The sequence below is a fragment of the Erwinia sp. MYb416 genome (genome assembly GCF_037479575.1).
Taxonomy (GTDB): Bacteria; Pseudomonadota; Gammaproteobacteria; order Enterobacterales; family Enterobacteriaceae; genus Erwinia; species Erwinia rhapontici.
Genome location: NZ_JBBGYT010000438.1, coordinates 1,054,185 through 1,077,009, shown reverse-complemented (window position 1 = coordinate 1,077,009; position 22,825 = coordinate 1,054,185). Strand labels below are relative to the sequence as shown.

The 22,825-nt window shown below is 54.3% G+C and carries 22 protein-coding genes; 7 read left to right on the top strand and 15 right to left on the bottom strand.

The window, feature by feature from the left end:
* Positions 1-37: 37 nt before the first annotated feature.
* Both pepT and WH277_RS14590 read right to left on the bottom strand, forming a co-directional pair.
* On the bottom strand, positions 38-1,276 hold the full coding sequence (gene pepT, locus WH277_RS14595) for a peptidase T (RefSeq protein WP_159337061.1): 1,239 nt from the start codon (positions 1,274-1,276) through the stop codon (positions 38-40).
* A gap of 89 nt (positions 1,277-1,365) precedes the next feature.
* Positions 1,366-1,941, bottom strand: coding sequence for a helix-turn-helix domain-containing protein (locus tag WH277_RS14590; protein WP_133842932.1), 576 nt, complete (start codon positions 1,939-1,941; stop codon positions 1,366-1,368).
* Between the two features lie 91 nt (positions 1,942-2,032).
* On the opposite strand from WH277_RS14590, the gene WH277_RS14585 reads away from it, so the two are divergent.
* Positions 2,033-3,205 (top strand): benzoate/H(+) symporter BenE family transporter, encoded by a 1,173-nt coding sequence (locus WH277_RS14585; RefSeq protein WP_159337062.1) that lies wholly within the window; start codon positions 2,033-2,035, stop codon positions 3,203-3,205.
* Here the strand turns inward: WH277_RS14585 and cobB are convergent.
* The 4 genes from cobB to lolC all read right to left on the bottom strand — a co-directional run bounded on the left by cobB (position 3,155) and on the right by lolC (position 7,382).
* Positions 3,155-4,063, bottom strand: a complete 909-nt coding sequence (cobB, locus tag WH277_RS14580; RefSeq protein WP_133843465.1) for a Sir2 family NAD+-dependent deacetylase — start codon at positions 4,061-4,063, stop codon at positions 3,155-3,157. The genes WH277_RS14585 and cobB overlap by 51 nt on opposite strands.
* A gap of 178 nt (positions 4,064-4,241) precedes the next feature.
* Entirely contained in the window at positions 4,242-5,486 is a 1,245-nt protein-coding gene (gene lolE, locus WH277_RS14575) for a lipoprotein-releasing ABC transporter permease subunit LolE (protein WP_133842928.1), read from the bottom strand.
* Entirely contained in the window at positions 5,486-6,190 is a 705-nt protein-coding gene (gene lolD, locus WH277_RS14570) for a lipoprotein-releasing ABC transporter ATP-binding protein LolD (RefSeq protein WP_339505826.1), read from the bottom strand. The genes lolE and lolD overlap by 1 nt, the downstream gene beginning before the upstream one ends.
* Entirely contained in the window at positions 6,183-7,382 is a 1,200-nt protein-coding gene (gene lolC, locus WH277_RS14565; protein ID WP_159337063.1) for a lipoprotein-releasing ABC transporter permease subunit LolC, read from the bottom strand. The genes lolD and lolC overlap by 8 nt, the downstream gene beginning before the upstream one ends.
* Positions 7,383-8,014: 632 nt before the next feature.
* Here lolC and WH277_RS14560 point away from each other — a divergent pair.
* Positions 8,015-9,412, top strand: coding sequence for a GGDEF domain-containing protein (locus tag WH277_RS14560; RefSeq protein WP_133842922.1), 1,398 nt, complete (start codon positions 8,015-8,017; stop codon positions 9,410-9,412).
* 79 nt (positions 9,413-9,491) lie between these two features.
* Here WH277_RS14560 and WH277_RS14555 read toward each other — a convergent pair whose 3' ends face one another.
* From WH277_RS14555 to WH277_RS14530, 6 genes are all read right to left on the bottom strand, one after another.
* Positions 9,492-9,755 (bottom strand): hypothetical protein, encoded by a 264-nt coding sequence (locus WH277_RS14555; protein ID WP_133842920.1) that lies wholly within the window; start codon positions 9,753-9,755, stop codon positions 9,492-9,494.
* Between the two features lie 134 nt (positions 9,756-9,889).
* The gene (locus WH277_RS14550; RefSeq protein ID WP_339505825.1) at positions 9,890-11,638 is read right to left on the bottom strand and encodes an amylovoran biosynthesis protein AmsF; all 1,749 of its coding nucleotides are present in this window, start codon (positions 11,636-11,638) and stop codon (positions 9,890-9,892) included.
* A 268-nt stretch (positions 11,639-11,906) separates the two neighbouring features.
* Entirely contained in the window at positions 11,907-12,209 is a 303-nt protein-coding gene (locus WH277_RS14545) for a hypothetical protein (RefSeq protein ID WP_205945542.1), read from the bottom strand.
* A complete protein-coding gene (locus WH277_RS14540; RefSeq protein WP_227536363.1) occupies positions 12,206-12,529 on the bottom strand; it encodes a DUF7940 domain-containing protein in 324 nt (107 codons plus the stop codon). Before WH277_RS14540 ends, WH277_RS14545 begins: the two co-directional genes overlap by 4 nt.
* A 20-nt stretch (positions 12,530-12,549) precedes the next feature.
* Entirely contained in the window at positions 12,550-13,017 is a 468-nt protein-coding gene (locus WH277_RS14535; protein ID WP_133842914.1) for a glycoside hydrolase family protein, read from the bottom strand.
* A gap of 236 nt (positions 13,018-13,253) precedes the next feature.
* Positions 13,254-13,634 carry an antiterminator Q family protein gene (locus tag WH277_RS14530; protein WP_133842912.1) on the bottom strand — a complete coding sequence of 127 codons (381 nt, stop codon included), beginning with the start codon at positions 13,632-13,634 and terminating at the stop codon, positions 13,254-13,256.
* Between the two features lie 541 nt (positions 13,635-14,175).
* Between WH277_RS14530 and WH277_RS14525 the strand changes: the two genes are divergently transcribed.
* Positions 14,176-14,745 (top strand): helix-turn-helix domain-containing protein, encoded by a 570-nt coding sequence (locus WH277_RS14525; RefSeq protein WP_339505824.1) that lies wholly within the window; start codon positions 14,176-14,178, stop codon positions 14,743-14,745.
* Positions 14,746-15,455: 710 nt separating this feature from the next.
* Here WH277_RS14525 and WH277_RS14520 read toward each other — a convergent pair.
* From WH277_RS14520 to fliE, 3 genes are all read right to left on the bottom strand, one after another.
* Positions 15,456-15,644 (bottom strand): hypothetical protein, encoded by a 189-nt coding sequence (locus tag WH277_RS14520; RefSeq protein ID WP_133842910.1) that lies wholly within the window; start codon positions 15,642-15,644, stop codon positions 15,456-15,458.
* A 317-nt stretch (positions 15,645-15,961) separates the two neighbouring features.
* The gene (locus WH277_RS14515) at positions 15,962-16,918 is read right to left on the bottom strand and encodes a chemotaxis protein (RefSeq protein ID WP_133842908.1); all 957 of its coding nucleotides are present in this window, start codon (positions 16,916-16,918) and stop codon (positions 15,962-15,964) included.
* Between the two features lie 535 nt (positions 16,919-17,453).
* The gene (fliE, locus tag WH277_RS14510; RefSeq protein ID WP_159337066.1) at positions 17,454-17,768 is read right to left on the bottom strand and encodes a flagellar hook-basal body complex protein FliE; all 315 of its coding nucleotides are present in this window, start codon (positions 17,766-17,768) and stop codon (positions 17,454-17,456) included.
* A 240-nt stretch (positions 17,769-18,008) separates the two neighbouring features.
* On the opposite strand from fliE, the gene fliF reads away from it, so the two are divergent.
* Genes fliF through fliI form a run of 4 tightly spaced genes read left to right on the top strand, consistent with a single transcriptional unit; the run spans position 18,009 to position 22,813 of the window.
* On the top strand, positions 18,009-19,778 hold the full coding sequence (fliF, locus tag WH277_RS14505; protein ID WP_171149413.1) for a flagellar basal-body MS-ring/collar protein FliF: 1,770 nt from the start codon (positions 18,009-18,011) through the stop codon (positions 19,776-19,778).
* Complete coding sequence (fliG, locus tag WH277_RS14500) at positions 19,775-20,767, top strand: flagellar motor switch protein FliG (RefSeq protein ID WP_133842902.1); 993 nt, start codon at positions 19,775-19,777, stop codon at positions 20,765-20,767. The genes fliF and fliG overlap by 4 nt, the downstream gene beginning before the upstream one ends.
* Positions 20,760-21,452: a flagellar assembly protein FliH gene (fliH, locus tag WH277_RS14495; RefSeq protein WP_133842900.1), complete on the top strand. Its 693-nt coding sequence runs from the start codon at positions 20,760-20,762 to the stop codon at positions 21,450-21,452. Before fliG ends, fliH begins: the two co-directional genes overlap by 8 nt.
* A complete protein-coding gene (gene fliI, locus WH277_RS14490) occupies positions 21,452-22,813 on the top strand; it encodes a flagellar protein export ATPase FliI (protein ID WP_133842898.1) in 1,362 nt (453 codons plus the stop codon). Before fliH ends, fliI begins: the two co-directional genes overlap by 1 nt.
* Positions 22,814-22,825: the final 12 nt, after the last annotated feature.

The window sequence follows — 22,825 nt, the reverse complement described above, 5'->3', positions numbered from 1 at the left end:
AAAAATGAGTGGGCCCCCCTGACGAATCCAATGCCCGTCAGCCTGCGGGTTTGGCCTGCTCTGCGGTGAGTGCAGCAATCCGGGTGATCACCCTTACCGCCTGCTCCATATTATCGAGCGAGGCAAATTCATGCCTGCCGTGATAGTTATACCCCCCGGTAAACAGATTCGGGCAAGGTAAACCCATAAACGACAGTTGCGCACCGTCCGTGCCGCCGCGAATCGGTTTCACATGCGGGGTGATGTCACAATCGCGCATCGCCTGAAGGGCCAGCTCGATACTTTGCGGGCACGCTTCAACCTGTTCACGCATATTGTAGTAACTGTCTTCAACCACCAGCTCAATCGCCGCAGGGGCAGGCAGCGTTTTCTCTAAACGGTGGGCGATAGCTGCCAGCCGTTGTTTACGCTCGTCAAAGCCGCTGCGGGCAAAATCGCGCACGATGTAGTGCAACTCGGCGCGGTCCACACTGCCTTTGATACCATGCAGATGGTAAAAACCTTCGTAACCGGACGTCTTTTCCGGCACCTGATCTTCCGGCACTTCACGATGGAAACGCATCGCCACATCCAGCGCATTGACCATCACGCCTTTTGCCGTTCCCGGATGGACGTTATTGCCAGTAATTTTTACCGTAACCGAAGCCGCATTGAAGTTTTCATATTCAAACTCCCCCATCCCCCCGCCATCGACGGTATAAGCCCAGTCGGCGGCAAAGGCGGCAACATCAAAGTGCTGGATACCCCGGCCAATTTCTTCATCGGGAGTAAAAGCAACGCGCACCTCGCCGTGCGCCACTTCTCCGGAGGTGAGATGGGCCAGCGCCGTCATAATCTCGGCAATTCCGGCTTTATCATCTGCGCCCAGCAGCGTTTTACCGTCCGTGGTGATCAGCGTATGCCCGGTCAGCTCATGCAGTACCGGAAACATCACCGGCGACAAAATTTCATCGCCAATTCCCAGGGCAATATCACCACCGCGATAATTCTCAATCACCTGCGGGTTAACATTTTTCGCAGTGAAATCCGGGGACGTATCCATATGGGAAATAAAACCGATGACCGGCGTCGGCCAGCTTACGTTTGACGGCAGCGTGGCCATCACAATACCGCGTGGGCTGCAGGACACATCGCTCAGTCCCAGCGCACGTAACTCATCACACAATCTTTGCGCCAGGCGAAGCTGCCCTTCAGTACTGGGAACCTGACGAACGTTACCTTTAGATTGCGTATCAAAAGACACATAGTTTAAGAAGCGATCAAGTAAGTTATTCATCTGTCTTCCCTTTGGATGCCAGTGCTTATTATGGATAGCGGAACAATGTTAAATATTGTTTCAGGTCAGTTTAGTACGCTGGCGCAGCATTAACGTTGCGGATAATGGATGAGATCATGAAAACGCACCGGCTCCGTGCCCGGATTGCGGTAAGCATGGGCGCAGTCAGCGTGAAAACGCACCCCATCCCCCGCGGAAAGGCGCTGCCACTGACCATCAACCTGTAACTCAAGCTCGCCCTCGATGACAATGACATGTTCGACCACACCGCGTTCATGGGCGTCGGATGCACTGGATGCCCCGGAGGCCAGCTCAATCACCAGCATTTCAAAATTCAGGGCGGCATCGAAAGGAAACAGCGGGAACACCTGCATCGTACTGTCAAAGGCAGTGTAGCCCTGCTGACGTTGGTGCCGTGCCGCACTGTCAACGGCTGGCGGATCGATAAAGGCAGAGAATGGCAAGTTAAAACCCGTTGCGATTTTCCACAGCGTTGCCACGGTCGGGCTGGATTCCGCGCGTTCGATTTGCCCAAGCATCGCTTTACTCACGCCCGTGGCATCCGCGGCCTGGGTCAGACTCCAGCCACGTGCGCTACGCTGGGTCTTCAGGGTTTGCGCCAGATGGTGTTGCAGACTGTCCACGTTGTGATCTCCTGTAAGCATGAAACGAGTATAACGCCTTGTGCGCTATAACGCACGATGCTACCTTGTACGTTATAACGCACATTGGTCTGCCTCTGCCAGGACACTCGCTATGCGCCCACCGCTTACATTAAGTCACCTGACGTTTCCTGCCATCGTCGCCGGATTTGTTGCCGTGCTCGTCGGCTACACCAGCTCTGCGGCGATTATTTTCCAGGCCGCAGCGGCCGCCGGGGCCACCGCGTCTCAAACGGGCGGCTGGCTGACCATGCTTGGGCTGGCGATGGGCCTCACCACGCTCGGCCTCTCACTGTGGTATCGCACGCCGGTACTCACCGCCTGGTCAACACCCGGCGCGGCATTGTTGGTGACCAGTCTGCCCGGCACATCACTCAATGAGGCCGTTGGCGTATTTGTCTTCGCCTCGGCGCTGATCTTTCTTTGCGGCATTACCGGACTGTTTGCCCGCCTGATGAATGCCATACCGCAGGCGATCTCTGCCGCGATGCTGGCAGGAATTTTACTGCGGTTTGGCGTGGATGCATTTGCCGCGATCCAGGTTAACTTCGCCCTGAGCGGCACCATGTGCCTGGTCTATCTGCTGTCACGCCGTCTGCTGCCGCGCTATGCCATTATTCTCACGTTGCTGGCCGGGTTAGGCATGGCGGCACTCCAGGGCAATATTCATGCTACGCAGACGCAGAGCCTGGTGATGCCGGAATTTATCATGCCGCACTTTACGCTCGAAACGCTGCTGGGCATTGGCGTACCGTTTTTTGTGGTCACGATGGCATCACAGAATGCACCCGGTATCGCCACCCTCAAAGCACACGGCTATACGCTTCCGGTGTCACCGCTGATCGCCTGGACCGGGCTGGTGGCACTACTGCTGGCCCCTTTCGGTGGCTTTACCGTGTGTATTGCCGCGATTACGGCCGCGATTTGCATGGGACCGGAGGTGCACAGCGATCCGCAGCGCCGTTACTGGGCCGCTGCCGCTGCCGGGGTGTTTTATTTACTGGCAGGGGTGTTTGGTGGGGCGATTAGCGGCCTGTTTACTGCGTTGCCGCTGGCACTGATCCACACGATTGCCGGGCTGGCACTGCTGGGCACCATCGCCGGGAGTCTGCAACGGGCATTAAGCGATGAGAAACAGCGAGATGCAGCGGTGATCACTTTTCTGATCACCGCCTCGGGCCTCACCCTGCTTGGCGTGGGTGCCGCGTTTTGGGGATTAGTCGGCGGAGTTATCGCCCACCTGGTCTTCTCGCTGGCCAAACGCTGAAGGCGCATCGGCACCGGTCAGCACCGGTACAGCGATGTTTTTCAGCAGGTCATGAACCCATTCCGGGACCACTTCGCTGGCCAGTCCGTACTCTTTTTCTTCAAACTCGCTGCCCACCTGGCTCGGTTCCAGGTTCAGCTCCACGGTATGAGCCCCCTGCAAACGCGCTTCATGGACGAAGCCTGCCGCCGGATAAACGTGCCCGGAGGTGCCAATCGCCACAAAATAATCGGCCTGCGCCAGCGCCTGGTAAATTTCATCCATCTGCAACGGCATTTCGCCAAACCACACCACGTGTGGGCGCAATACGGACGGGAACTGACAGCAATGGCAGCGATCGTCGGGTTTCACATCATCCGTCCATTGCAGGATCTGACCACTACCGGAGCAACGCACTTTTAACAGCTCACCGTGCATATGGATAACGTTACGGTTTCCGGCGCGCTCATGCAGGTTGTCGATATTCTGTGTCACCAGCAGAAAATGGTCACCCAGTGCGGCTTCCAGTTCAGCCAGCGCCAGATGCGCCGCATTGGGCTGGATATCATCCTGCTGCAGCTGACGCCTGCGGGCATTGTAGAAATCCTGTACCCGCTGAGGGTCGCGGGCAAAACCTTCCGGCGTGGCGACATCCTCCACTTTGTGCTCTTCCCACAGGCCATCGGCTGCGCGGAAAGTCCGGATGCCGGACTCAGCGGAAATCCCGGCCCCGGTCAGCACCACCACACGCGGCAGCGGATGACGGGCAATTTCGATATTGCGGTCACGTTCGAAAATGCGCTGACGAAAACGCTGGTGAACCTGGCGTCGGGTCTTCTTGTAGCGTGCCAGCCTGAGGCGGCGACGGGGTGTGCGCATCATCAAATCCTCTAATCCTTAATATGCAGGAATGGCGCACCGTACGGTGCGGAACCTGTCCCTGATAATAACGGGTGATTAACCCGGGTGCACTGAGAGTGTGCCGATAAACGTGATATCCACCCCAGGAAAATCCGCATCCTGAGAGTGAGAGACCGCCCTCAATGCCCTCGTGTTTTTACTGCCCACTCAGTACCCGTGCCGGATCGATACGGCTGGCCCGGCGCGCCGGATACCAGCTTGCCAGCAGACTGAGTAACAGCGACGTGACCAGGACAATCCCGACATCACGCCAGTGCAGCTCTGACGGCAGGAAATCAATAAAGTAGATATCCCCGGAAAGGAAATGGTAACCGGTCAGCGCTTCAATCCCATGAATGATCGGTGTCAGATTGAACGCAGCCAGCACCCCCACCACCACGCCGCTCACGCTGCCCACCAGTCCGGCAAGCAGGCCATACCAGACAAAGATAGCGCGGATCAGGCCGTCTTTCGCCCCCAGGGTGCGCAGTACGGCAATGTCGCTGCTTTTATCTTTCACCGCCATCACCAGGGTGGAGACGATATTGAAACAGGCCACGCCAATCACCAGCACCATCGCCAGATACATAATCGCGCGGATCATCTGGATATCACGGTACATATAACCGTAAGTGCCTACCCAACTGCGAATGTACACATACGCGTGGGTGACTTCGCCCGCCTGACGGACAAGGCTGACCGCATTGAACGGATCAGTGGCTTTGATGGCGATGCCGGTAACACTGTCCCCCATGCCCAGCAACTGCTGCGCATCCGCTAACGGCACCAGCGCCAGACTGTGATCGAGCATCCCGCTTAACTTTAAGATACCGCTCACTTGCAGGCGCACGCGCTTGGGCTGCAACAGTTTGTGCCCGGCATCGCTGTTCGGGATCATAATCGTCAGCCAGTCGCCCTGTTTTACCTTAAGGCTGTTGGCGACGCCCTGCCCCAGCAGGATCTGTTGCTTGCCCGCGCCAAAGTTCTGCCAGGCATCCCCCTGCACATAGGAGGGCAGCGCACTGAGGCGGCTCTCCTGCTGCGGGTCAACGCCCTTCACCTGTACGGCCTGCAACTTGCTGCCGCTTTCGATCAACCCGGTGAAATTAATATAAGGTGCTGCCGCCGCAATACCTGGGATCTGTTCCATTTTCGGCACCAGCCCCTGCCAGCCGGTGAACGGCTGGTTGACCGGCTCAATTTCACCGTGCGGCACGACGGCCAGAATGCGGTTATTCAGTTCACGTTCAAAGCCATTCATCGCGCTTAGCCCGACGATCAGCACCGCCACGCCCAGCGCAATGCCGACCGTTGAGATCACGGAAATCAGCGAGACCATGCCTCCGCGCCGACGACCACGGCTGAAGCGCAGGCCGAGCAGAAGAGAGAGAGAGCCCGCCATCAGAAGCTACCTGCCCGTTTGACCTGGTCACTGAGCTGCCCGTCGCGCATTTCCATCTGACGACGCATACGTTTCGCCAGATGCAGATCGTGGGTGACGACCAGAAAAGCCGTGCCCTGGCGTTGATTCAGCTCGTTGAGCAGGTCAAAGATGGCATCGGTGTTACGCGCATCGAGGTTACCGGTCGGTTCATCGGCCAGCACCAGGCGAGGGTTGTTGACCAGCGCACGCGCGATGGCTACACGCTGACGCTCACCACCGGACAACTCTGACGGACGGTGTGCAGCACGGTGATCCAGCCCGACGGCTTTCAGCATGTCGACCGCTCTCTGCTGAGCTTCGGCTTTGGCGGTCTGACCAATCAGTAGCGGCATCGCGACATTTTCCAGCGCACTGAAATCGGGCAGCAGATGGTGAAACTGATAGATAAAACCCAGTTCGCGGTTACGCAATTCGGCCTTAGCGACCGAGGACATGCTGTTCAGCGACTTCCCGTCAAACACCACCTCCCCGGAGGTTGGCGTATCCAGCCCGCCCATCAGGTGCATCAGGGTACTTTTCCCCGAACCTGAGCTGCCAACAATCGCCATCATTTCACCCGGTTCTACGCTAAAGGTAACGTTGCGCAGGACATCGGTCTGCACGCTGCCTTCCTGATAGCGTTTGCACAGGTTGTCGCACTGCAACAGGATCTTGTTACTCATAACGTAAAGCCTCAGCGGGTTGAACGGCGGCCGCGCGCCAGGAAGGGTAAAGCGTTGACAACAGCGCCACGACAATCGCCGTCAGGGTAATGGTGGCAACCTGAGTCAGGGAAATTTCAACCGGTAAGGCGGCGCCATCAAGGAAGGCACCAATCACCGGCATCAGGTTATTTAACTGGCTGGCGAGCAGCACGCCGAGCAGTGCGCCGAGTAACGCACCGACAATACCGGCCGTTGCACCCTGCACCATAAACACCGCCACAATCTGACGGCGTTTCAGCCCCTGCGTTTGCAGGATCGCGACTTCACCCTGCTTCTCCATAATCAGCAAGCCCAGCGAGGTGACAATATTGAATGCAGCGACGGCGACAATCAGGCTGAGCAGCAGGCCCATCATGTTTTTTTCCATCTTCACTGCCTGGAACAGTTCGCCTTTGCGCTCACGCCAGTCTTTCCACACCAGCCCTTTCGGCAGGATTTGCTGGCTGACGCTATCCACCTGTAACGGTTTGTCCAGCCATAAACGCCAGCCCGTGATATTGCCGGCCGGGTAACGCATCAGACGCGAGGCATCCTGCTGGTTGACCAGAATCTGATAACCGTCGACATCGCTGTTCGAGGCAAAGGTGCCAATAATAGTAAACAGACGCTGACTGGGAATACGCCCCATCGGGGTGAACTGGCTGGCTGAAGGCACCATCAGACGCACTTGATCGCCACGTTTTACGCCAAGCTGCCCTGCCAGTTGTTCACCGATGATCACATTGTACTTGCCTGATTCCAGCTGCTGCTGGCGTACGCTCACCAGATACGGCGTTAACGGATCGGCTTCATCGGGATTAATGCCCAGCATCACGCCAACGCCAACGCTGCGCGCACTCTGCATCACCACTTCCCCGGTCGTCAGCGAGGTGACGCGACTGACCCCGGAGAGGTGCAGGCTACTGGCGGGCAGTTGTTGCGGATTGATCGACCCGGTGTCGCTGGTGATCAACGCTTGCGGCATCAGGCCAAGGGTATTTTTTTCCAGCTCGTGCTCAAGGCCGTTCATCACCGACAGCACGGTAACCAGCGCCATCACACCCAGCGTAATGCCGATAGCGGAAAGCCAGGAAACAAACCGCCCGAAGCGATCTGAACCACGCCCGCGCATATAGCGCAGGCCTATAAATAAGGCGACAGGTTGATACATGACATCCGTCTTTCTTATGGCAGTAAACAATTGGGGAGGATAATAAAGGTTAGCACTGCGTTATGGAACCACTAAGCCCCTGAGTCCGCACATTGTTTTGTCAATGGCTGAAACACTTCTCCCCCTCCTGCCTCGCGTTACGGTTCATCCCCCCCCGCCGCAAACCGCCTTCCTGCCGGGCTCCTCAAGTCCATTCATTACCCTTATTTCAGCGGGCTGGCCTCCCTGCGGATAGCGCAACACTCAGGATAGTCAGTTTCTTTTATGATTTAGCTCAGTGAGTTAGCATCACCAGGATTTTTCCCAAACCGCCTGACTGTGTATTTTTTTATTCGATCGCTGCTGGGTTTTGCGCTATATGTGGCATCACATAACGGCGCTGGCCGGGAAACAGATTAAAAATACTTAACTGATTGAGTAGCGCAAGTGATAGTCAGATCGTGCTTGCGCCATTCTGCTAATAGCAATACCAGGAATAGTCTTAAGGAATTGCTTTCATCCGGGTTGTCACGTATGTTGTGGGCGCGTCATTTCGCGCCAATCCCCTGATGTCGATCTGTTATCTAACTGCAGCCAGCCAGTAAACTCGACCGTCTCGAGAGTGACCCGTTTTAACCGTCCTGAGCCTAACGATGCCAAATTATAAATATAACCTCAACAGGGCCATCATCTTATTTGCCCTTGCCATGCTGCTATCCACAATCGGCCTGGAATCGCGCAATTTAGCCTCACTGTCACTGTTCTGGCCGGGTAACGCCATTCTTCTGGGGCTGCTGATCCGCTTCCCATCACTGGACAAACCCAGCACCCTGGTCGTGCTCTATTTCGGTATGCTCAGTGCCGATATCCTTTATGGTACCCAGGTGAGGATTGCCGTCGGTCTGGATATCGCTAATATTCTTTTTATCGCCACCGCCCGCTGGGTGTTGCTGAGTAACCCTTTTTTCACGCGCGGACATCCCCGCCGCTTGCAGGCGCTGTTGCATGTGTTTCCTGCTTCACTGCTGGGTGCCGCAGCCTGTGCGCTGGTCGGCGCCATCGTCAGCGAGCGCTACTTCGAAGATGAGCTGTTTAAAGCCTGGTTCTCCTGGTTCTCCGAACAGATGTCGACATCGATTCTGCTATTACCGTTGGTGATCAGCCTGCCGAGACGCGATGAACTGGTACATCTGGTTACTGCCCTGCGCGACAGCAGCGTGCTACCGATACTGGCGCTGGTGCTCACCACGGTAACCGGCATTTGGGTCGGTGGCGGCGGCAGTTTACTGTTCCCATTACCGGCGTTGTTGTGGTGTGCGATCAGCTATCCGCTGTTTATTACCTGTTTCCTGACGCTGTTTACCGGTATTAGCGAAATTATTCTGGTTGCGGGAAACGTGCTGAATATTCAGGGCAAAGACGACCTGTTCCGTATTGACAGTTTGTCATCCGCGCGCCTGGGCGTGGCAGCGATGTTGATCAGCCCACTGATTGTGGCACTGAGTACCGCCTCAAACCGTAAACTGGTGGCGCGGATTACCAAGCGTGCCGACTATGATTTCCTGACCGGCGCGCTGACACGCAGCGGTCTCGCCTCCAAACTGGAAACACTGGTCACCCCGCGTAACCGCCCACAGGGCTTTTTTGGTGCGGTATTTGTCATTGATATCGACCGCTTCAAGAACATTAATGATACCTACGGCCATGCCAGCGGCGATTATGTGCTGGCAAAAACGGTGGAGTGTATTCGTCAGGGATTGCCCGCGTCAGCGCTGGTGTGCAGGATGGGGGGCGAGGAATTTCTGGTATTAATAGAAGGGATTTCACAGCCGCGCGCTTTTCTGTTAGCCAACCGTCTGCGTCACAGTATTGAAGAGAACCAGATCCTGCTTGACGGCAACGATCTCAGCGTGACGGCCAGCATCGGTATCAGCGCGCTCAATATCAATAACGTCAACAGTCTGGACGAATCGATTACCAAAGCCGATGAGCAGCTCTATATCGCCAAGAGCAGCGGTAGAAATCAGGTCCGTCCGGAATTTATCTTGTAACTACGGGTTTGGCGAGGACGTGATGCTGTCAGACCAGATGAGAATAAAGGGCCGACCTGAAAAGGCCGGCTTTTTTGCATTATGCTTCGTTTTCGATGCGGTTCGCTTCGATTTCAAAATCCTGGATGGTGGTATCCAGCTCATCCAGCAGGCTACCTTGCTGAGTCAGTAACTGATTAATTTTCTCTGCAAAGCCTGTGTCTTTGTGCTCCCCCTGATCGAACGCCAGCCACTGTGTTGACAGCGTTTCAGTATTACTCTGAGCATAATGGCGCATTTCTTTTAGCTGCGAAGTCACGTCACGTAAGTGGTCAGTCTGCGTTTTGCTTTCGTTATCACTCATGGATATTTCCTTTCATCGTTAAAAGAAGCCTACCCTTTTTGTGACCGGACGAGGTGGAGAAAGTTCATAACCATTTTTTAACAGCCGCGAAAACGACAAAAAAAGGCCGGATTTCCCCGGCCTTAAGCTGTTGATTAATAATACGCAATTTTTCTGTCGGTCCCATTGACGTTCACAGTGATATAACCGGCAACCGTGGTGGTGGCAGGCGCTGTTGCGATCGCTGTCGCCACCGTCAGCACGCCTTTTTCATTCGCCCCCACGCCCGCCAGCCCGTTATGCAGGCTCATACGTGCCGCCGGAGAGACGGTGCCTATCGTCGTGGCATCAGTGACTTCACTCAGGTCCGGCGTAAACAGCGAGCACTCACCGGATTCAAAGCGCGTCGGTCCGGTGGATTTCAGGTTGAACATAGTATCGCCACTGGCCGCTTTCAGTTTGACCCAAATCTCCGATGTGGTCACGCCGATGCGGTTGAACTTGATATCCAGCACCGCAGGAGAACCATGATGCCGGATATCGCCGTAAATCGCTGTGGCGCAGCGAGAGATGGCCAGATAACTGGTGCCGGATGACATGGCACCGATAGGGCTTCCCGCCGTCCCGGTCACCGCATCGTTCGCCGACTTACCGATCATCTCAATGATCCATTGCTGGTTATCTTTTGGCATAAAGACTTTACCCAGCTTGTACCATTTGTCGCTGGTAGAGATGTTGGTAATTTTATAGCCGCTGTACCAGCCCGCGCGCATAGTGCCGGTCATCTGTGTACCGAAGCTTTCATCCCGACGCCAGCCGGATTCATAGCCGGACAACCAGCGCCCGGCGGCGGGGGTGAGGGTGACCGCGCCGCCGGATTGCAGATTGAGCTGGCGGATCTGCACGCGGGCATTATCCATATTCAGCGGATTGGCGCAGTCCTCCAGACTCAGGGCATCCACCAGCCACTGCCCGTTATTGAAATCCCCCGGGAAGCGGGTGTGCTCAATCCAGACGTTGCGTATCAGCCCCTGGCCAACGCGCGGCATCATTAGCGTGGCGTCACCATAGCCGCTCTGGAAGTTAGCATTCGACAACTCAATGGCCGTGGAGTGGTCCCATACGCCCTTCACCGTATCAGACCAGCCGACGTCAAAGACGCGCCCATAGGTATTGATCGAGTAAATCTGGTCGAACTTGGTATCCAGCGTATCCAGAAGCTTGACCGCCGTCCCCCCCGAATTCTGTACCCGGAAACAGGTGATCAGCACCGTCTGGCCTGCCACCATAATATTTTCAAAGAAGGGCTGCTGGTTGGTACACATCTCAGCGCTGATCGCTCCCTTATTGGCGGAGATATCCGCCGAGGCCTGACCGTTCCAGCAAATACCTTTAATCGCCGTGCGCCGTGCGTTCACTTTGAACACCGGGCTGGTGGATTTATCGGAAACAATGGTAGTACGCGGCATTCCCCCCTGGGGGTTGTCGTCACCATAGAGATAAAAGAACGGGATTTCGCTGGCGGAGAGATCAATCGGGTTGATCAGAAACTTACCGCCCGGGAAACGAACGCCAAGATCCTTGCTGCTGGTATTCACATTCTGTGCCCAGTTCAGCATCAGCTTAAAGGCACCGCTGTCGTCGGTGATACCGTCACCTTTGCCGCCAAAGTGATAGATATTCAGCTCGTCCTGGCTGTTCACCACCCGTTTCCAGAAAAATCCTGTTCCGACGGCATAGGTGCCACTGTCATCCACCGGCAGCGCCGTTGTCACGAAACCGGCAAAAGTACCACCACCACGAAAGGTGGAGTCTTTATCGTAATAACGTTTTAACAGCGCAATTTCGCCTGATTTTGATGGCGCGGTGGTGCGTAATTCAGCAAAAGAGTTAACTTCAATCATAATAACCTCCGGGCAGCGCACAGATGTCAGCCGCCTTGTTCAGGATTAATAAATGGGGTTGAGTGGGATACAATAAATAACAAACTGCGTAACACCTCCTAAATAAAATAATAAAGGCGAGGTTTACTTTTTTTTACTTGCACACAATGATACCCAGAGATCGTTATGGGCATTTATTTGCCTGACCGTTCTGATATCCATTAACTGTGCATCCTGACCGTGCGTGTAAATAGGTGAAAAGAGGATGCAGGAAGAGTCAGTAATTAACTCACTGGCTATCGTCGGAGTTGAATTGTGACTGCTGCAACTTGCGACGAGCGTCAGTATCATCAAGCACAGCATTGGCCGTTTGTACACGTTTTGCCTCCTCACTGTTATCTGCCTGTTTTTTTGCCACAACGGCAATCTGCGCGGCACTTTTCTGCGCCTCGGCGACCTGGGCTTTCGCTCGCTGCTGGCTTTTGCCCACCTGCTTACCGCCGAACCAGACGGCGAAAAAGGCCCCAACCACGGCAACGATCGCCAGCAGGCCATGCCAGCTACTGCTGAGTAGTGAAAGCAGCGCACTCATACCTTGCCTCCATTCAACGTATCACGCTGTTTACTCAGGTTTTTCTGTTTTATAAACTGCGCCATCACTGCCATTGCCACCATAAAAGCGCCCGTCATCCCCAGGAAATTGTGTGGCAGATAGGACTTAACATCCTCTGGTAGCGAACTCCATGCCGTTAGCGCAGCATCGGGAAAAGACTGCACCCATGCGGTCAGTGCCGACCCCCCTGACGCCAGCCAGACAGACCAGGTTTTAAACAACAGGCGCGCATGATTGACTACCGCCACCCGCCCATAATGGACTAACAGCCAGATTGCCAGTGACGTCACAGCCACCAGCGAAACAAACAGGGTAAATTTCACAGGACCTCCTGATATTGCGTATAGGTTCCGCTGCGCATCACGTCAGCATGGCGCTGGGCGCGTGTCGGCGTTTGTCGTGCCCAGAGGCTGGCCAGCATCGCTTCCGCTGCGCCGCTGAAATTCCCCGCAGCAATCAGCAACAGGGTGTTTTTGAACGCTGACAGCCCGTCAACACCCAGCTGGTAGGCCATGCTGTACAACACATCGGCGCGCGGCGTGTTGCACTGCCGCAGCGCAGCCAGAATCGAAGGACGACGGTTAATATCCTTCATCTGGCTGTTTAGCATCTCTTGTAACCAGACTTCGGCGACCGTTCGCGGCAGGCTGAAAATATAATTATCGAGCGCCGCACCTTTGGGTCCGATCTTAATTCCGCACCCTACCGTCGGATATCCCTCCGTATCCCGGTAAGGTTTCTCCTGGTATCCTTCTTCATACATTAAAATCTGAATGACTTTACTCATAGTTCACCTCACTGACAGGCAATAAAAAAAGGCTGCTTTGCCAGCCTTGTTCATCACGTCGAACAATAAAATGGCAAGTTTTTTCACAAAAGAGAAATAACAGTGACGCTTAAGAATGTTATTTAAAGGTGGATAGTGATAGTTTGAGACAGAATTTGCGTACGCAATAAATTTTCCTGATTTTTTTAATATTCTTTTTTCAATTGCGTTGTTGAGTGATTTTACCCGGAAGTGTCCTATTCGAGTTTGCAGAGCGAATCACATTCCAGTTCACACTCCAGTGCGGTGAGAACACCAGAAACAAATCCCTCAGCCGTCTGAATCTGCTTACGGATAGTCCCGTCAGCACAGCGACGACGACGGGCAATCGAACGGAGTGAAATTTGATAGAGGTAATGTGCCACGAGGATAGTGTGCTGTTCTTTATTCACGCTCATCAGCCGGCTAATACAGCCGTCGAGTATCAGGCCGTCGTTATCACTGCAAGTCAGTCGTTGATGACCACGATCGCTGACCAGGCCTCTGAAGCCCGCCGCGACAGAAGAGTAGCCCAGCCCGTGTCCACTGGCCGCCGCCCAACCGCCCCATCGTTCCAATAGTATTTTGATATCTCGCATAGCCTGCTCCTTTATCCCATGCAGGGTTGTCCGACAGCCCCGATTTATGCCAGGTGTCGGCCTGCAACGGTGAGTGTCAAAACAGTGTTTTGCCCAGGTCGGCACGATCTCCCGATAGTGTGACGATGCTGGCAAAGACACCAGGACGGGTGGCCATTACGCCACCGTGAAGATGAGACCAGCGATTAGGCTGGACGACCGGGTTGGTAAAGAGCGGTAAAAAATATCCTGCAATAAGGGGAAATCCGACGATATCGGTGCAACACTATCCTGCAACGTCACGTTAATACTGGACCTGTTCCCGAACCGCCGGATGTGGCCGTTAGCACCACATAGAACCCGACATGCTTTCCTGACTGGTAACAAAAAAAACGCTTTTGAATGCCATTCGCTCACCATGTCGATACTTATAGGTATAGATAAAAGACAATAAATAGCAAAGGCTATTATAAAAAATAATAGCAAAGCGTGTTTGACGAAAAATACGCATCGCTATAAATTCTGGTATATGAAACCGAATACACTCGCCTGGCGGCTGAACATGGCTATGACCATGATGGGAATGACACAGGGTGCTTTGGCAAAAGCATCGGGCGTATCACAGCCAACAATTTGGCGGCTGACGAAGGGTGAGGCAGAGGGATCGCGTAAGCTGGTCGACATTGCCAGAGCACTGGATATCAACGTGGAGTGGCTGGCAAACGGCGCGGGAGAGATGCGCGGAGCGGCAGCCATGAGCCCCACAGAAAAAGTTAAACGCGGCACTACTGTGCCGCTCTGGGATGCCAGCGGAAAAACCACTGAACTGGTCGCTGTCCCCACCGGCGTTAAGGCTAAAAAGAGCTGGCGGGCCTATATTCTTGACCGAAATAGCGGTTGCGTGGAAGCAACCGCAGGCAGCGTTGTGATCATTGACGTCGATGTACCAGTTGAATCTGGAGATCTTGTCATGGCTGAGATGAATTCACGCGTCTCTGTATACCGCTATCTGGAAGGGCCCTCGAATGGTTTTTTAACCGTTGATGACCCACGCCTGCCCGCGGTTGAGCTGGCGGGAGAAGTCCGCTTAATCGGTGTGGCTATTTTCCTTATTCGCGATTTAAGACGATAATCACTCACCTCCTGCTCCGGCAGGATTATCTCCTCGTAGTGACCGCCAGACACCCTGAACAACACAGAAACCATCAGTATTTCCTCGCGGTAAACCATCAATCCCTCTCACATCATGGGCATGACAGTGTTCATCTATCGATATAACTGAATAGGTTAGTAAAATTTTTCAGTTCTTTGCCATTAAACTGCCAATTAATCCAAATTAAATATTAAAAATCAGCTATTTCAAATAAATACGCTGATAGCAAAGGTTATTTAATTCATAACATTTGATATTGATAATAACTATAGCTATCGTTTTTATAGGCGTGATTCATCAGCTGCGCTTACGAGGGTTTTTACCGCACATGGCAAGGGGAATCAGAGAACGGGTTCCTGCACCGGAGGTCTTTATGACTACGATATTTTGGAAAACGGCAGCACCATTCGGTACCTGTCGTAGCCGCTATAAGGCGCGACGTGCGGCTGCCATCGCTGCGCGTCAGCGCGAAAAAAGATTGATACGCAAAATTGGTCATCTGCTGGGTCAGGAAGAGTGTGCGAGGTTAAGTCTGAATATGCGCAGTACATTTGCCGTCGGACATCATTGCCCGCATTGTGCTTTACCTGGCCCAGGCAACCATTCAGGCTGCTCATTTTGCTCTGCGTTTGTTCAGTCGGTACCGGACAGATAAAAAAAAAGGCCGCACACTGGCGGCCTGTTTGTTTTTAGCGATCGGTATCGCTTTCGTCATCCTCACTGAGTAATGACTTAATAAAGGTTCGCTGCGCGGGTGTTAACACCCAACCTTCCAGATCCACTGCAATCGGATGAGCACAATCCGTGCTGTCCGGTGGAGGATCCGCAGGAATTTCCGCCTGAACATCGGCGGGTGGGTTATGACTGTCTTTATCCATAAGTTCTGATGAAGGAACCTCAGTAAGCAAGCGCACCATCCAGATCGCGTCAAATCGACGTACCGGGCCTTGTACGTTCTCTTCCTTACTTCCTCCAGCCTCCTTTTAACGATGCCCGGTTTCATTCTAGGATTTTTCAGACAAGTGATAAGTGAATTATTCTGATATGTGAATTAGCGCAATGATTATCGCCACGTTGCAAAGGCGTTGCAGGGAGAAGTAAAAGCAGGCAGGTGCGCCAGTCGCACCTGTCCTGCCCGCTGCATTCTCTTCATTGACTACCCTCTTAGGACGGAGGGATATTTAACGTATTACAATCAGTAGACTGCATCTTCCAGTACCTGGTGTATCACCGCGGAAAGCTGATTAATTTCGAATTTCGCCACATAACCATTCGCCCCGACTTTACGGACGTGATCTTCGTTAGCACTGCCAGAAAGTGAAGAATGGATCACCACCGGAATATCCTTCAGATTGTGATCGCTCTTGATGTTACGCGTCAGCGTAAAGCCATCCATTTCGGGCATTTCAAGGTCGGTTAACACCAGAGCGATCTTGTCATGAATAGAAGTGCCCTCTTCCTGAGCCTCTTTGTAGAGCTTTTTAATTTTTTCCCAGGCTTCCAGACCCGTGGTATGCATCTCGGCCGGGATCCCCATCGCTTTCAGGCCCTGCTCAAGCATTTGACGGGCAACCTTCGAGTCCTCCGCCACAATCGCTATCGCACCCGGCTTCAGCTTGAAGGTTTTCACCTTAATGTCGCCTTCTTTCACTTCACGAACAGAAGGGATGACATCATGCAGAATCTGCTCAACATCCAGCACCATGGCCATGTTGTTGTTGTTATCCAGGCAGGCAATGCTGGTAATGTTACGGGTACTGACACCGGATTCCGCTGCATGTACCTGGCTCCAGTCAAGGCGTACGATATCTTCAACAGATTCCACCGCAAACGCCTGCGTGCTGCGCGCGTATTCGGTCACCAGCAATAAATTGAGGCCCGTTGAAGGAGTACAACCCGCCACCGCAGGAAGATCGATCACCGGGATCAACTGCCCACGAATATTCGCCATACCCAGCAGCGGCGATTTCATACCTGCCGCACGGGTGATGTTGGTCATCGGCACAATTTCACGCAGTTTAAAAACGTTGATACCGAACAGCTCAGGCTTATCATCCTGATGAGCAGACCCCAGGCGGAATAACAAAAGTTCGAACTTATTCGATAATGCGAGATTCGCTCTCTCATCGATCTCTTTTTGAAAGTTATCCATGTCTACCTCAAGGTTATTATTCATTGTTGTCAGCCGGCGCGGAAAAACAGCACGCGCTCAGGATCGCTGTTGAAAGTTATCGGCAGTGACGAAGAAAAATACAGGGCAGATTGCAGGATTTATGACCGGGGGAGAGAAAAAGATGAGAGTGACATACCCCTTCCGGCGCTTATCTCCGGCACTCTGTGGTGTTAGCTCTGTGAGGGGCAAAGCAATAATACAAGTAAGAAGCATTCTTAACAAGTTAAATGATATTAAGTATCATTCGCATAGGAATTTAGACTGTCTGAGTGTGTCTATATTGGCTGGCAGGGGCATAGCATCGGCATCAACGATGATCACTGAATAAAAAACACATTGATGACGTGTCGATAAGCACCTGTAAGGATACAGCGCAGCTAATCAGTGACTGCTTTCACTATCACGCGGTATGGCAGGGCTGATGATCACCAGCCCTGAAACGGCTTTGCCCACTACTGCCCCACACTCACACCGGATAGGTATTTAAACAATTTTATTCAGGTACTTAACCAATTTAAACTTGCATGTTCATGATGTCGCTGTACGCGCTCACCAGCTTGTTACGCACCTGGATGCCCATCTGCATTGAGACGCTGGACTTCTGCATATCCACCATCACGTCATTCAGTGAAACGCCTTCTTTACCCATCTGGAAGTCCTGCGCCTGAGCACGTGACTCGGTCTGGACTTCACTGATCTTGCTGAGCGCGGCTTTTAGCTCCGCACCAAAATCTGCCTGCGATGTACTGTCAGCGCCTTTACCGCCAGCAGCCTGCATTGCGGTGGTTTGCAGCGCTTGCATCACACTCTCAATACCCTGAATAGCCATGTTTTCTCCCGAACGAACGATGTGGTGATTACGATTGCTGACAAACTTAACACAATGTCAATAAGACAAAGCCCCTAAATAGCCGCATAAATCACAGCTTATCCAGCCATCGAATTTCTCATTTCAGAAAATAATGGCAGTCCATTGAGGTGGAAATTTTTTAAGCCAGCGCATCAGGGAGTCAGTTTTGTTACGACACTACACGCAACAGTCCGGTCAACTGTCAGGCAGGAACGAGTCATGAATGCAACTGTCACGCAGGATAATCCAGAGAAGAAAGGTTTGAATGACCTGTTCGCTCGCCTACGCGCCAACCCACGCATCCCTATTATCGTTGCGGCGGCCGCGGTCATTGCCATCGTTATTGCGATGGTATTGTGGGCCAAGCAGCCAGATTATCGCGTCCTTTATAGCAACCTCAGTAATGAGGATGGCGGGGCTATCGTCACGCAACTGACCCAGATGAACGTACCGTATAAGTTCGACGATCAGGGTGGTGCGCTGTTGGTTCCTGCCGCACAGGTGCATGAGCTGCGCCTGCGCCTCGCTTCACAGGGGTTGCCGAAAGGTGGCGCTGTGGGGTTCGAGCTGCTGGATAAAGAGAAATTCGGTATCAGCCAGTTCAGCGAACAGGTGAACTACCAGCGTGCGCTGGAAGGTGAGCTGGCACGTACCATCGAAACACTCGGCCCGGTTAAGGGTGCACGGGTGCATCTGGCGATGCCAAAACCAACGCTGTTCGTGCGCGAGCAGAAATCACCGTCCGCGTCTGTGACCCTGGCATTGCAGCCGGGTCGTGCGCTGGATGAAGGTCAGATCAACGCCGTTGTCCATATGGTGTCCAGCAGCGTCGCCGGTATGCCACCGGGCAATGTGACCGTCGTTGACCAGGCGGGCCGTCTGCTGACTCAGAACGATCCAACCGGGCGTGACCTCAATGACACCCAGTTAAAATATGCCAGCGATGTTGAAGCGCGTTTCCAGCAGCGTATCGAAGCCATCCTGGGTCCTATCGTTGGCAACGGCAATGTCCATGCGCAGGTCACCGCGCAAATCGACTTTAATACCCGTGAGCAGACCGACGAGCAGTACAAACCGAACAGCAACCCTGACCAGCAAGCAATTCGCTCACGCCAGACCAGCAACAGCGAACAACTTGGTGGCCAGTATCCTGGCGGCGTTCCGGGTGCCCTGTCGAACCAACCGGCTCCGGCCAACGCAGGTCCGATTACCACCCCAGCTAACGGTGCCGCCGGTGCCAATGGTGCTGCGGGTGCTAACGGTGCTGCGGGTGCCGCTGGCGCTAACGGTGCAGCCGGTGCTAACGCGAATAATGCGGCTGCCAATGCAGCCACCAGCAGTGCTCAGAAAATCGTTCCGTCAAATACGCGTAACGATGACACGACTAACTACGAAGTGAACCGCACCATCCTGCATACCAAGATGAATGTCGGTGAAGTTCAGCGTCTGTCTGTTGCGGTGGTGGTGAACTACCGTACCGATGCCGCCGGTAAGCCTATTGCACTGAATGATGCACAGCTTAAGCAGATCGAAAACCTGACCCGCGAAGCGATGGGCTTCTCGGAGCAGCGTGGTGACAGCCTGAACGTGGTTAACTCTCCGTTCACGGAAAACAGTGACCTTGGCGCTGAGCTGCCATTCTGGAAACAACCTGCATTTATCGAGCAGATGCTGGAAGCCGGACGCTGGTTACTGGTGCTGATTGTGGCTTACATCCTCTACCGCAAACTGGTTCGTCCACAGCTGCGTCGTAAAGCAGAGCAGGAGAAAGCCGCGCTGGAAGCTGCTGCCATTACTGCTGCACGTCAGGCCGAAGATGAAGAGTCCGGTATCTCCGTCAAGCTGTCGAAAGACGAACTTGACCAGGAACGTAAATCTCAGCACCGCATGAGTGCTGAGGTGATGAGCCAGCGTATTCGTGAGATGTCAGAAAATGACCCACGCGTAGTGGCTCTGGTTATTCGCCAGTGGATGAAGGAAGAACTATGAGTCTCACCGGTACTGAGAAAAGCGCCATCCTGATGATGACAATTGGCGAAGACCGCGCCGCCGAGGTGTTCAAACATCTCGACTCCCGCGAGGTGCAGCACCTCAGTGCGGCGATAGCCAATATGCGTCAGGTATCTCATAAGCAGCTTACCGATGTTCTGCGCGAATTCGAAATTGATGCAGAACAGTATGCAGCCCTGAGCCTCAACTCTAACGACTACTTGCGTTCCGTGCTGATCAAAGCGCTGGGCGAAGAGAAAGCGTCTACCCTGCTGGAAGATATTCTGGAAACGCGCGAGACCACCTCCGGGATGGACACGCTCAACTTTATGGAACCACAGGCGGCTGCCGACCTGATCCGCGACGAACATCCGCAGATCATCGCCACCATCCTGGTGCACCTGAAACGCGGCCAGGCGGCCGATATTCTGGCGCAGTTCGACGAACGTCTGCGTCACGATGTGATGCTGCGTATTGCCACCTTCGGCGGCGTACAGCCAGCCGCGCTGGCAGAACTGACCGAAGTGCTCAATGGCCTGTTGGATGGTCAGAACCTCAAGCGTGCGAAGATGGGTGGTGTTCGTACCGCGGCAGAGATTATCAACCTGATGAAAACTCAGCAGGAAGAAGCGGTTATCGAAGCGGTTCGCGAGTTCGACGGCGAGCTGGCACAGAAAATTATCGACGAAATGTTCCTGTTCGAAAACCTCGTCGAAGTGGACGATCGCAGTATCCAGCGCCTGTTGCAGGAAGTGGAATCCGAATCGCTGCTGGTGGCTCTGAAAGGTTCCGAGCAGCCGTTGCGCGAGAAATTCCTGCGCAACATGTCGCAGCGTGCTGCCGACATCCTGCGCGACGACCTCGCCAACCGCGGTCCAATGCGTATGTCTGCGGTGGAAACCGAACAGAAAGCGATTCTGTTGATTGTTCGTCGTCTGGCCGAAACCGGCGAGATGGTGATTGGTGGTGGCGAGGAAACTTATGTCTGATAACGCGTCACTGCCTTGGCAACGCTGGCAGCCAAACGACCTGGCGCGCCCGGATCGTCCGCTGCTTGAAGAGCTGGTCTTACCCGAGGTCACTACCGATGACCCGATTGAGCAGCAGCAGTTTCAGTTAGAACAGTTGCAGGCTCAGGTCCGCAACGAAGCCCAGGGTCTGGGTTACGCCGAAGGGCAGCAGCGCGGTTTTTCTGAAGGTCAGAAAGCCGGCTATGACGCTGGTTTTCAACAGGGTCTGGCAGAGGCACAGCAGCAGCAGGCGCCATTACAGGCGCGTATGCAGCAGTTGGTTTCCGAGTTTCACCATACGCTGGAAGCACTGGATAGCGTGATTGCCTCACGTCTGATGCAGTTGGCACTGGAAGCGGCCCGTCAGGTGATTGGCCAGGCGCCTCACGTCGACGGTACCGCCCTGCTGCGTCAGATTCAGGGCATGTTGCAACAGGAACCGATGTTCAGCGGCAAACCTACGCTGCGCGTCCATCCCGACGATTTGCCCCGCGTGGAAACCACGCTGGGCGCGACGCTCAGCCTGCACGGCTGGCGTCTGCTCGGTGACAGTACCATCCATCCCGGCGGCTGCAAGGTCAGCGCGGAAGATGGCGATCTGGATGCCAGTATTGCCACCCGCTGGCACGAACTCTGCCGCCTGGCCGCACCGGGAGAATTATAATGACCACTCGCCTGTCGCGCTGGCTTGGCGCACTCGACAACTTCGAACAACGTCTGGCACAAGTGCCGGACGTCCGTCGTTATGGTCGTTTGATCCGCGCTACCGGTCTGGTACTGGAAGCGACCGGGCTGCAACTGCCGCTGGGCGCCACCTGTGTGATTGAACGTCACGACAGCCAGGGCGTTAGCGAAGTGGAAAGTGAAGTGGTGGGGTTTAACGGCCAGAAGCTGCTGCTGATGCCGCTGGAAGAAGTTGAAGGTATTTTGCCCGGAGCGCGCGTGTACGCACGTATCGCCGGCGACAAACAGAACAGCGGTAAACAGATGATGCTGGGCCCGGAACTGCTTGGCCGCGTGCTGGACGGCAGCGGCCGCCCGCTGGACGGGCTGCCTGCACCTGAAACCGGCTATCGCGCACCGCTGAATACCCCGCCTTTTAACCCGTTGCAGCGTACGCCGATTACCGATGTGCTGGATACCGGTGTGCGTGCGATTAACGCCCTGCTCACCGTCGGACGCGGCCAGCGTATGGGCCTGTTTGCCGGTTCCGGCGTGGGTAAAAGTGTGTTGCTGGGCATGATGGCCCGTTATACCAAAGCCGACGTGATTGTCGTGGGCCTGATTGGTGAGCGTGGCCGTGAAGTGAAAGACTTTATCGAGAATATCCTCGGCACAGAAGGACGTGCGCGTTCGGTAGTGATTGCCGCCCCGGCCGATGTCTCTCCCCTCCTGCGTATGCAGGGTGCTTCGTACGCCACGCGTATTGCCGAAGATTTTCGTGACCGTGGCCAGCACGTGCTGCTGATCATGGACTCCCTGACGCGTTATGCCATGGCGCAGCGTGAAATTGCCCTGGCCATCGGTGAACCCCCTGCGACCAAAGGCTATCCGCCTTCCGTGTTCGCGAAATTGCCTGCACTGGTAGAACGTGCCGGTAATGGCATCGACGGCGGTGGTTCGATTACCGCTTTCTATACCGTTCTGACCGAAGGGGATGACCAGCAGGATCCCATCGCTGACTCAGCCCGCGCCATCCTTGATGGCCATATCGTTCTGTCACGCCGCCTGGCGGAATCCGGCCACTATCCGGCCATTGATATTGAAGCCTCGATCAGCCGCGTAATGGCACACCTGATTGATGAGACCCATTACGCCCGCGTGCGTCAGTTTAAACAGCTGCTGTCGAGCTATCAGCGCAACCGTGATTTGGTCAGCGTGGGCGCCTATGCGGCGGGAACCGACCCAACGCTGGATAAAGCGATCAAACTCTACCCTGAACTGGAAGCCTTCCTGCAACAGGGTATGTTTGAGCGCAGCACCTTCGACGATGCCAGCCTGCATTTGCAGGCGATTTTTGGTTAAGTTTCATCTGAA